This is a genomic window from Nostoc sp. 2RC, assembly GCF_014222165.1.
In the GTDB taxonomy this organism is placed as follows: domain Bacteria; phylum Cyanobacteriota; class Cyanobacteriia; order Cyanobacteriales; family Nostocaceae; genus Nostoc; species Nostoc linckia.
The window spans coordinates 1-11916 of record NZ_JACKZU010000252.1 but is presented as its reverse complement, the minus strand read 5'-3'; the positions used below and the strand labels follow the sequence as shown (position 1 = coordinate 11916).

Annotated in this window: 9 protein-coding genes and 1 pseudogene; 6 read left to right on the top strand and 4 right to left on the bottom strand. The window is 39.6% G+C overall.

Annotation, left to right across the window (positions count from 1 at the left end):
• The first annotated feature begins 345 nt into the window (after positions 1-345).
• Positions 346-552 carry a hypothetical protein gene (locus GNE10_RS23915; protein WP_143863056.1) on the top strand — a complete coding sequence of 69 codons (207 nt, stop codon included), beginning with the start codon at positions 346-348 and terminating at the stop codon, positions 550-552.
• A 167-nt stretch (positions 553-719) separates the two neighbouring features.
• Here GNE10_RS23915 and nadB read toward each other — a convergent pair whose 3' ends face one another.
• The 4 genes from nadB to GNE10_RS23895 form a co-directional block, all read right to left on the bottom strand.
• Entirely contained in the window at positions 720-2411 is a 1692-nt protein-coding gene (gene nadB / locus GNE10_RS23910; RefSeq protein WP_185567289.1) for an L-aspartate oxidase, read from the bottom strand.
• Between the two features lie 237 nt (positions 2412-2648).
• Positions 2649-3077, bottom strand: coding sequence for a photosystem II complex extrinsic protein PsbU (gene psbU / locus GNE10_RS23905; protein ID WP_099068590.1), 429 nt, complete (start codon positions 3075-3077; stop codon positions 2649-2651).
• A gap of 188 nt (positions 3078-3265) precedes the next feature.
• Entirely contained in the window at positions 3266-3427 is a 162-nt protein-coding gene (locus GNE10_RS23900) for a hypothetical protein (RefSeq protein WP_185567288.1), read from the bottom strand.
• Positions 3428-3588: 161 nt separating this feature from the next.
• Entirely contained in the window at positions 3589-4368 is a 780-nt protein-coding gene (locus GNE10_RS23895; protein ID WP_185567287.1) for a DUF3120 domain-containing protein, read from the bottom strand.
• A gap of 545 nt (positions 4369-4913) precedes the next feature.
• Between GNE10_RS23895 and GNE10_RS23890 the strand changes: the two genes are divergently transcribed.
• From GNE10_RS23890 to GNE10_RS23870, 5 genes and pseudogenes are all read left to right on the top strand, one after another.
• Positions 4914-5738: an undecaprenyl-diphosphate phosphatase gene (locus GNE10_RS23890; protein WP_185567286.1), complete on the top strand. Its 825-nt coding sequence runs from the start codon at positions 4914-4916 to the stop codon at positions 5736-5738.
• Between the two features lie 143 nt (positions 5739-5881).
• Positions 5882-7219 (top strand): TIGR03279 family radical SAM protein, encoded by a 1338-nt coding sequence (locus GNE10_RS23885; protein ID WP_185567290.1) that lies wholly within the window; start codon positions 5882-5884, stop codon positions 7217-7219.
• Positions 7220-8605: 1386 nt separating this feature from the next.
• Positions 8606-9703, top strand: coding sequence for a mechanosensitive ion channel family protein (locus GNE10_RS23880; protein WP_185567285.1), 1098 nt, complete (start codon positions 8606-8608; stop codon positions 9701-9703).
• A gap of 5 nt (positions 9704-9708) precedes the next feature.
• Positions 9709-10839, top strand: a complete 1131-nt coding sequence (locus tag GNE10_RS23875; RefSeq protein ID WP_185567284.1) for a mechanosensitive ion channel family protein — start codon at positions 9709-9711, stop codon at positions 10837-10839.
• A 144-nt stretch (positions 10840-10983) separates the two neighbouring features.
• Positions 10984-11916 (top strand): annotated as a pseudogene (locus GNE10_RS23870) (glycoside hydrolase family 10 protein); the annotation flags it as partial.

Here is an 11916-nt window from a genome sequence, read left to right as displayed (position 1 = left end):
AACATAGTGTTTATACTTAAAATTATTAAGATATTATTAATAAATAGTGAACCGTTCAAACTGCCTATGGAAATTGATTGCCAAATCTAACCTTAGACTGATGCAAAAACAGCGCATTTAAGAATATTCCTTAAGTGTTAAGACTATTTAACACCAGCAAACAAATGCTGAACTGCAAACGAACAGAGCATTAATTGTCTATCAGCAGCAGAAATTAATAATTTTGGAATATTCTCAAGGGAAGTTACGTATATTTACCTACAAAATTAAAAAAATACTTTTTTAAGGGAAAAACTAGTAAATTTACTGAAGATTATGAAAATTCACTTGGGAATCACAAAATGTATGATATTTTGTATAGGCGCTTACATCCTAATCCCAAAAATTGTGGGTTACGTAGGTGTATTCAGTACTGCAAGTGCTACCAGTCTGAACTCTAATGGCAGCAACACCTTGATTGCCCGGAAAGTCAATTATCCAGATTTAAAAAACACATATATACCGCCAAATTATGGTGGGCCTGACAGCCAACATGGTAGTGGTACTCGTTAAATTGGGCATGGGGCATTGGGTATGGGGAAAGGGAAAGGGGAAAGGGGGAAAGGGGAAAGATTAAATTTATTCCTTTTCCCTTTTCCCGGTTGGTGAGCTTGTCGAACCATTAACCTTTTCCCCTACCTTCTGTGCCCCTCATCTCCCCATGCCCCATGCCCTATGCCCTATGCCCTATGCCCATCATCCAATACTGAAGATTTCCACCAGTGGTTTGTTTGTACAAGTGTGTGGACTTGCCAATGTGAATTTGGTTGAGGATAATCTAGGCGATAATGTCCGCCGCGGCTTTCAGTTCTAAAAGCGGCACTTTTGAGAATTAAATGGGCTACATCCAATAAATTGCGGGTTTCTGCCCAAAGTCGCAATTGGGCTTCCACATTTGGTAAATCGAGACTAGCTGGTTCTGCTGGATGTAAAGCTAACAGAAATTGAGTTAAAGGCAAAGCAGCTAAATCTTGTTGCCAAGATTCTACGGTGGCGATCGCACTTTCTAATCCTGACTGTTCGCGGCAGATACCAGCATGTTGCCACACTAAGCGCGGTAATTTCTCCCTGAGGGTTTCTAGTTGTGTTTGCTGAGTTTGCCACTCGCTGGCATTAGCAGTAAATTTCCTGAATGGGAATATCGGTGTTTCTGAGGGTTGCCCAATATCTGCCAATTCAATATTAGCCATCTGGGCACCGAAGACAATACATTCTAGTAGGGAATTACTGGCAAGGCGATTTGCCCCATGTACTCCAGTACTGGCTGTTTCACCCACTGCGTATACACCAGGAATATTTGTGTGATTCATTAAATCTGTTACAATGCCACCCATCCAGTAATGGGCCGCAGGGGCTACAGGAATTGGTTCGTTGAAGACATCGATACCCCAATGCTGACAAACTTTAACGATGTTGGGAAAGCGATGACGAATCTTGTCGGCGGGAATGGGGCGCATATCCAACCACACATGGGCAGTGGCAGGGTCGAGGGCGGTACGTTGTAAATGGCTAAAAATTGCTCTACTAACAACATCTCTGGGAGCGAGTTCTCCGGCTGGGTCGTAGTCAAAGGCAAAACGCCGCCCTTCGTTATCGATGAGGTGTGCCCCTTCGCCACGTACAGCTTCGCTAATTAAAAAGCGATCGGCACCGGGTTTGGTGAGGGCTGTGGGATGGAATTGAATAAATTCTAAATCGCGGAGGATAGCGCCAGCACGAGCGGCGATCGCTACACCATCACCCGTACTCACAGCAGGGTTAGTGGTTTGGGCAAATACCTGACCGCCGCCACCAGTTGCCAACACCACAGCACCAGCTCTCACCCATGTAATTTTACCTTGATAAAACAGGCTAATTCCCTGACAGCGCTGGCTTTGGGGTTCAATCCATAAACTCAAAGCCAAAGCTTGCTGGATGACTTGAATATTTTGCCGACGGAGAACTTGGGCTGTGAGGGTGGTGGTAACTTCTCGTCCTGTGGTGTCGGCGGCGTGGAGAACCCGATGGCGAGAATGGGCGGCTTCCAAAGTTAAAGCCAAAGCTTTACCGTGACGGTCAAAAGCAACCCCCAAGTCAACCAAAGACTGAATACAGCTAGGGGCGTGTCGGGCGAGGAATTCCACAGCAAAGCGATCGCATAAACCCGCACCTGCCCGCATTGTATCTTCAATATGCAGCGTGGGAGAATCTTCTGGAGCTACTGCTGCGGCAATACCACCTTGTGCCCAATCACTGGCGGACAAAGCCACAGTTTCTTTAGTAATCAAGCCCACTCGTAAAGACTCTGGTAGACATAGCGCTGTGTAGAGTCCAGCAGCACCAGCACCCACTACTAAAACATCAAATTGGCTAGGAATATCTATCTGAGGCAAAGTAATAAATAAGTTAGAAGTGAGGAGTCAAGAGTGAGGAATCAAGAGTGAGGAGTGAGGAGTGAGGAGTGAGGAGTGAGGAGTTTTGTGTTTTCAACTCATAACTCCCAACTCATAACTCATAACTCCTAACTCATAACCCACAACTTCTAACTCCTAACTCCTAACTCATAATTTTGTCCCACTCCCTGGAATTAGGAGTGGGCTACTATTTGCTACGTTAACTCGAATGTGCAGTTATCTGTAGATGCCATTGTTAAACCGATCGTCTCCCTCGATAAAGGCAGATTCTGGTTCTGTGACGGCGAAGTTGTCGAAGTTGGCTTGCAGGGTTTGTTTTTGGCGATCGCTCAATCCTTCAATGTTCAATACATCCTCTACACTCTTGTAGGGAGCATTTTTGATGATGAGTCGCGCAAGGGTGGGATAAAGCCCTGGATACTGTTGAAATGCTCGGACGTTGGTATTATTTAAATCAATTTTTTTACCGAAATCCGTTGCTAACTTTCTGTCTGCGCTATTCTGCCGTTCAATTGCCAAAACTGGCACTTGGGGAAAAGCAAAACTGTTGAAACTAGCAGCTTGGGCTATTTGAGTTGTTCCCAACCATCCCCAGCAACCAAGTAACAAACTAAACACTGTTAATAAACGCACCAATCCTTTCACGATTTTTGTACCTCTTTCCATCAAACAGAAATAAAATTTTTAAGCTAGCATCTGTCAGCGGTCATGAGTCATTGGTCATTTGTTGCAGAACAAAGGACAAAGGACAAAGGCCAAAACCTGATAGCTTAATCAACACAGCAGTCATCAGAAACTAATATACAGCGTATTAATATCCACAATATTTACTGTTACTGGGTTTGACTGTACTTTTGGTAAAATTTTTGCCAGCCCTCAGCAGCTTGCTTCAGCCGCAAAAGCGTTGTATTTACAGAATACGGTATCATTCCCGCTTCCATAAAATCTTTTTGGCTGGCTGATTCTACATGCCAAATAGATAGAGATTTTGGCATGTCTAACGCCGAAAACTCCAGTCAAGGCGGCTTTAGGCTGTCGGGCAATTATTGTAATATTTCTTAACTAAATTCACAAAATTTCCAAATTTCCCAACTTCATCTCCCCAGAGCTAGAATTACCCTTGAGAACGCAGATTAGTGTGAATTTTGTCATATATTTAGGCTGCGATCGCTGCGAACAAAAATAAGCTATCTACCAAAATTGTGCTTAAAACTGCGCCGCCAAAGGCATACCAGTGTCTCTCAACTCTACCTAAAGATAAAATTCCCACTAGTAATAATACTGAAGCGAGAATTATCGCCCAAGCTTCTCCCGAAGGTGTTTCTACTTGGATTAAAGCATTTTGTAAAATTTTTGACGTGCTATTTACATCTGCAATCATGATTTGTCGCCAATAGGGCATCAAATCCACAATATAAAAATATACGTCAGTTAATACTGTACCGAACAAGGAACCCAAATAAAACCAATTACCCACCTTGCCCCAATTTTTTGCCAAACACCAACAAGCAAATGGCAAGCCGATAGATTCCACCGGCAGATGCCATAATGGTTCCCAACGTAACCAACCCCAGTAAATCGCTCCTGCTAACCAACTCCAGCTAAAGCCAAACAACAAATCTCCCCAGACATAGGTTGCAGGACGTGACATTAATTTCAAACTAAGCCACACCCAAAATCCGGTCAGCGCTAAACTCAAACTAGGTAGCGATCGCACTATTGGCGCTTCTATAAATACTGGCACTGATACCAAAAATACCGCCGCCGCAAATACCAACCATGTTTGTCGAGCAGAAATCGATAAAGGCAAAGAGGGAGAAGATGATAGTGTAGATTCCAATTTTTTGACATCCCTGTGCTTGATGTTAGACAGATCCAACTCGGCATCCAGGGAAGGAATAGAAGCGGTGTAGGAAGATAATGTGTTATTAACCAACGTTTTTAATATTTGTTACTAAACTTTACCTTATTTAAGATATCACACTTTAAAATCCCCCCCCAGGGCATTTAAATTATACTCAAATTTAGCATCGTGGAAGGGGATGAGGGGGATGTAGCTTTAGCTTTTCTTTCAGAGACGCTAGCGCGAACCCGCAGGGTGGGGGACAAGGTGGACAAAGAAAACAAGGAAGAATTTTCTCCCTCTCTCTTTAGTAGTCCGCTTTCGTGACTTGGCTCTTTAAAGGGTAAAGGGGAAAGGTTTTAAATCCCTTACCCCTTCCCCTTTACCCTTTTCCCAGTCCAAACCCAGCAAAGTTGACTTGCCAGACTATTAGTTGGGTAAATATTAAAGTTTGATGAATTCCTAAAATTGCGTTGACTTATTGAGATTGGTGTAAGAACATGGTCAGCGTCTTAGATAGTGTTATCCATCACTAAAATTGAATTTTCTAGAAGATTAGGTGCAGCTAAAAGTATATAAAGTAACACTGTTACTTAAAGAATGTTTGTTCTCTTTTTTAGAAGTAGGAGAAAGGTATTATGGAGTTTCTTGAAGCTTTTATTTTAGGTATTGTTCAAGGTATTACAGAGTTTTTACCAATCAGTAGCACTGCACATTTGCTAATTGTCACTAAGGTATTTGGTTGGAAAGAACTAGGATCTAAAGATTTTGTCGATGCCATTCAATTTGGCAGTGTGATTGCAATTTTGGGGTACTTTTGGTCGTTGATTTCTAGTATTGTTAAAGGTGGAATTGAAGCTGTAAAACAAAAAGACTGGGAACGGGAGGAATGGAAAATTCTGGTAGGTATTGCAGTGGGAACACTACCTGCTTTAATTGTCGGCTTTCTTTTGAAAGATATTATCCCTGAGAGTGCCTTAATTATTGCCATCATGTCAATTATCATGGCACTTTTACTTGGTTTAGCAGAAAAAATCGGTACTCGCAAGCGAGGTTTTGAGTCATTGCAGATTCGGGATGGTATTTTAGTGGGATTAGGACAAACCCTTGCTTTAATTCCTGGTGTTTCTCGTTCTGGCTCCACGTTGACAACTGCGTTATTTTTAGGATTAGAACGTGCGACAGCGGCAAAATTTTCTTTTTTATTAGGGTTTCCCACTTTGACAATTGCAACCTTATATAAGAGTCTGAAAATTTTCAAATTATTTCAAGCCCAACAGTTACCAGATAACATTGTTGCATTGTTAATTGTAGGAATTATTTCAACCTTTATATTTTCCTATCTATCAATTGCATTCTTAATCAAATACTTAGCAACTAAAAATACAATGATTTTCGTTTGGTATAGATTAGCATTCGGCAGTGCTATCTTACTAGCGATCGCAGCAGGTTGGCAAGGATAAATTACATAATAGTCATTAGTCATTGGTCATTGGTCATTAGTCCAATGCCCAATGCCCCATACTTCTGTGCGAGAGGCTGCGCCAACGACTACGCTCAGTACAAGTGCCCAATGCCCCATGCCCAATGCCCCATGCCCATACCCATGTCTACTATTCAACCAGCCCGCATTACCAGAGTACTACCTGATTCTATAGCCGCAGAGATTGGTTTTGAAGTGGGGGATGCCATCGTTGCAATTAACGGTACGCGTCCCCGTGATTTAATTGACTATCAATTTTTATGTGCTGATGAAGTTTTAGAACTAGAAGTTTTAGACGTTACTGGTAAAACACATCATATTGAAATCGAAAAAGACTACGACGAAGACTTGGGGCTGGAATTTGAAACAGCCCTATTTGATGGCTTAATTCAGTGCAATAATCGGTGTCCGTTTTGCTTTATCGACCAACAGCCACCAGGTAAACGTTCTAGTTTGTATTTGAAAGACGACGATTATCGTCTGAGCTTTTTGTACGGTTCTTATCTTACCCTCACCAATCTACCAGAAAAAGAATGGCGACGCATCGAACAAATGCGTTTGTCTCCGTTGTATGTTTCCGTTCATGCCACGGAGGCTGAAGTCAGAACTAAATTACTCAAAAATCCCCGTGCGGGACAAATCTTGCAACAAATCAAGTGGTTTCAAGAAAGGCGACTACAAATTCACGCCCAAGTGGTTGTTTGTCCCGGCATTAATGATGGCCAACATCTCGAACGAACTCTTAAAGATTTAGCTTCCTTTCATACTGGTGAAGTGCCTACGGTGGCGTCAGTGGCGGTTGTACCAGTTGGGTTGACACGATTTCGTCCCCAAGAAGATGAACTTATACCTGTAACTAGGGAAAAAGCTAAAGAAGTGATTTCGCAAGTCAAAATGCTTTCCCAACAATTTCGCCAAAAATTTGGTTCCAGCGTTGCTTGGTTAGCTGATGAATGGTTTTTGATTGCAGGTGAAGAATTACCAAGCGAATCAGAATATGAAGAATATCCTCAAATTGATAACGGTGTTGGTTCAATTCAGTTATTTATCAAAGAATTTGCCACCGTTGCCGCAGAATTACTACCTGCAAAAGTCTATCCCCAGAGAAAGTTTACTTGGGTAGTGGGTAACACCGTTGAAAAAGCATTCCAACCAATTTTGAAGCGTTTAAATTCGGTTGAAGGTTTAGAAGTAAATATGCGTGCTTTATCTAGTGATTACTGGGGGCAAGATATTAGTGTCACAGGATTGTTAACAGGTCATGACTTGCTGTTAAATTTAGCAGGACAAGATTTAGGCGATGGAATTTTGCTGCCAAAGGTGATGTTAAAGCACGGTGAGTTGGTATTTCTAGATGATATGAGCGTTGCAGAATTAGCAAGTAAATTGAAGATAAATATCTTACCTGTGGCTGGAGTTGAAGATTTAATTAATGCCTGCGTTGCTGATAGCGAAATTTAGAAGTAAAGCAAGTTTTACAGCTAGTTAACAAACCATAATTGTGTACTTTACTTGCTTTGAAAAGTGTCCTTAGTTATTTTTGTTAACTCTTTAGCCTATACAATTTAACAAGATTGTGCAACTTCTATGAGTTAGCCTTTGGAAAAAATAATTTTTTGCCTAGCCTTTTGATGTCTTGTGGTGTAGACTGTAAATCAATAGGTAAATAAAGCAATCGCGTGCAGATAATTACGCTAGTCAGCTAAACAATGCTAACTAGTTGATGATTTTGAATTTTGGATTTTTGACTTATTTCATTCACCAGGGTCAATTATCAGCCAAAAAAATCTAAAATTCTGAATCACAAGCAAAACGAGCTTAATTCATTACCCTTTTTAAGCCACTTGCCTCAATAGAATTGAGAGCAAGCAGTCCACAAACTGTACGTGTTTGTGTGGTCAATTTTTAAATAGATAGCTTCTTTGGTTAGTCATATTTAGGCTATCCCTCTAAATACGAAGTTTCATCCATTGAGTGACCTCATTAAGGGACTTACAAGTAAAAAAAGATTCCATTGCAATTGTTGACTGTTCACAGTTAACAATCAACAGTCAAAGCTTTAACTGGAATAATTTATTTTTGCAATTCCCTAAGTTTACCTAGTCCAAGCTTGTGGACTAAAAACTCATTTTTTTGCATCCAAAAATTTGGGTGTGAAATAGCAAGTTTACAAATGTGGGTTTGCAAACTTGCTGCACACTTTTACGTTGGATTAAATGCGATGACTGATTTTAACTTCATCTTAACTATCTGTATTGTAGCGGTAGTCTATCTATCTAGCATTTATCTCTGGATAGAGTTTTCTCAAAACTCAAATGATTAATTGGATAGATAAAACAACCGTAAAAATTCAGAAGTAAGCAGTTAGAATCCAGCTTGGAATTGAAAAATCAAGGATGCTATGAATTCTCAATTTTTCTCTTGATTATGAAGCTTGAATTTGAAAGTCGTCTCAATTCAGTATTTTGGATTCTGACTGCTTCTCAATAATTTGGAATCGATAATAACCCTCTAAGCGTTCGTGCTTGACGCTGCGTTTACGTCATGGACTGCGCTCCATAACGTAATTTTACCCTGCAATTTCAGTTATGAGCTTGAAATAATGACACTACACATTTTTATGTTTTCATTGATGAATCAAGAGACTTTTACTCATTTAATTAAAAATTACGAATTAGTAATTATTTGGTTAAAAGTTGAGCTAGATATGCTAAGTAATCTTGTATTCTCACTTGTTGTTCATAGGACTGTGAGTGTAAATTGATAATAGTAACGTCATTGGTCATTTGTTCTTATAACCACAAATGACCAATGACTAATGATCAATGACTAACACCAATTAGAGAAATGTTGAGTTTTTTATCAGAAATCACTACAAACCGAGAACTACAAATTGGATTTATGGGTTTGGTAGTTGGATTTTGTATATTTATCTTTGGTAGTCTCATGATTTCGTCGTTAAATTTACTAGTGAAGCAATTGAATTTGCTGCCAATTAATGATTTATACCAAAAATTAATTAAGCCAAATCAAGACTTATTAATTGTGGTAGTTGTCATTGCAAATTTGGAGTTAGTTGTATCTTTATTACCACAGAATAGTTGGACAAATCCACTAGAAATTTTTGTGAGTTTGGCTTTGGCGATCGCTGTTAGTTGGTTAGGGTCAAAAATCTTTCAAAAATTCTTTGATTTTTATTTATTAAATGCTGCATTTAAAAGTGGGCAAAAAATCAGTGGTGAGCTACTCATTCTCTTCAAATGGGTCGCTAATTTGATGATTATTTGTTTAGCAATTATTATTTATGCTCAAACACATCAAATTAATCTTTTAGGACTATTAGCGAGTTTAGGAATCGGTGGTTTAGCAGTAGCCTTTGCTGCTCAAAAAACCTTAGAACAAATTTTAGGTGGCATTGTTCTATATTTAGATCGCCCCTTTGTGATTGATGATTATATTGGTCTTCCTGATGGTACTTTTGGGCGAGTTGAATCAATAGGATTAAGGTCTACTAGAATTAGAACATCTGGTAAGGGAACTCTCATGATAGTTCCGAATAGTTCTCTGACTCAAGTGAATATTGAGAACTTTACTGGTGCAAAAAAAGTCATGTCTATTTTATATTTGACCTTTGAAAAAAACCTGAGTAGTGAAGAACGAGCTTTAATTCGTCAGGTTATTCTAGATAGTACAAATGGGATATTTGGCATTGATTCCCGGAATACAGAAGTCACTTTTAAAGCTATTAATCATTTATCAGATCCAGAAACAACCCAAGCACAAGTTACTTTCTTTATCTTAGGTTCTGGAGATGTATCAATGGAATTACGCCGTCAATTACTAAATATGGCGACTCAAAGCATTACTGAGTGTTTACAAGAATATGGTATTGCCTTTGATATCCAAGAACCAACCATTTATGTTGACTCGCCCATTACCATTTAAAACTGATGAAAAATATTTCACAAATAATTCTGGAATTTTTACAACGTGATAGCACAATATCGGCATTGTCAAGTTTTGGAGTATTTCTAATTTTTGTTCTCCTGTCTTTACTAATAGGACGATATACTCCGACGTTCTTGCGAATTATCATTCGACGTTTTGCACCACAGCAAGTTGCTAGTATTTATAATAATTTAATCGATCCAATTAGAAATTTATTTAGAATCGCAGGCAGTTTAATTCTCATTTCCTTTTCTTTAGCCTGGATTATCGAATATAAATCGATCTATAAATTTCTTTCGACAATTATGGATTTAGCTGTAATTGTTAGCTTAGCATGGCTGTCTTCTCGCTTATTCCGACAGTTTATTCGAGCCTATGGAATTGAGCTAGTGCGTAAGTTTGGTAGAGAAGTAGATGAGTTACTTTTAGTCTTTGAAACCCTCGCCAATGTGATTATTGGATTTATTGCTGTTTTAGCCTTTGCTCAAAGTCAAGAATTTAATTTAATTGGGTTATTAACTGGGTTAGGAATTGGGGGATTAGCTGTAGCTTTTGCCGCTCAAAAAACTTTAGAACAATTGTTAGGAACAATAGTTTTATATTTAGATCGTCCCTTTGTTCCTGGAGAATATATTCGATTACAAAAATCTCAACAAATTCCTGAAGGTTTATTTGGAAGAGTCGAGTCAATTGGTATTCGCTCCACTAAAATTCGCACGGCGGCTAAAAGTACTTTATCTATTATTCCCAATTCTATATTGGCGAACTTAGAAATTGAAAATATTACCCGTGGAAAGAAGGTTATGGTTTTACTTTACCTTGATTTTTTAGAGCTACTGCAAGAACGAGAACAAGCTTTAGTGGAACAGGTAATTATTGAAAGTACTAATTCTTTATTTGGTATCGATCCAGGCAGCACTAATATTAGTTTTTTAAATCATAATGAAGAACAAAAAATCACTCGCACAAGAATAACATTCTTTATTTTGGGTTCCAGTGAAAATTCCCTACAATTACGCAAGCGTCTCTTAGAATTGGCAAATGAAAAAATCTCTAAACAGCTGTTTAAGAATGGAATTAAATTCACAATGCAAGAACCAACAATTTATGTAGAATCCCCTGTAACTATTTGAATATTCTTCTTGGCGCTGTTGATGATTTTTGATAGACTAGATTAACTAAGCTTATTCGCTAGGTAGCTTTACGAATACTCTGTTACTTACTAATGAATTATGATTAATAAGTGAATTAATCAATAATTACGTAAGGAGTGACTGGTGAAGCATCCGCAAAAGCGAAAATATCCTAATTTAGAAATTAAAGAAGCTAAAAATTTATCAATTTTAGGTTTAGAAATTTTACTTTTAAATTTATTTAATATTTTACCAGTAAAAGCGGCAACAGAAGAACCTGTATTGAGCATAGTGCATAGCCAAGAAAATGCAAATCAATGGACAGGGATAACAGACCGCCTACAAACAATAGGTGTGAAATATTGTGTAATTTCTCTAGATAATGTAAGGAGTATGGGCGATTGGGGCGATCGCCGGATATTATTTTTGCCAAACATCGAAACATTAACCCCCACCCAAGCCATCGCCTTGGAAGAATGGATGAGCAAAGGAGGGCGTTTAATTGCCAGCGGCCCTGCGGGTAGTTTGTCAGCACCAGGAGTGCGCCAATTATTGCGATCGCTCTTAGGGGGTTATTGGGGTTTCAGCCTCAGTGACCTGGAAGAAATCAAACCTGCAAAAACCAAACTTCCCGGATGGGCAAATGAAACGGCACTCTTTGGCAAAGTCCGGGGTGGTGTTGTCATTCCCAACGATATGGGCGTGCAATCTCCTGCCATTTGGGATTCTCAGGATAATCCCGCCGCAGTAGTCACCACAGAACGTTCTACATTTTTGGGCTGGCGCTGGGGAACCGATACAGCCTCAGCAGCAGAATTAGATAGTGCTTGGTTAAAAACCACCGTCAATTACTATTTGACAGCACCAGCCCCATCAAATCGCATGAAAAAAATCGCAGGAGCTTCCGAAAGTTGTTCCACCACTGTGGCGACGGTAGAGAGACGGGAGGACACGGGGACGGGGGGACGCAGGGACACGGCGATACAAAGAGAAGTTGTAGCACCGACTTCCGACGATGTGAACTTCAAAGGACAGATGCAACTTCCCCGCGTCTCCGCGTCTCCCCCTCCCCGTGTC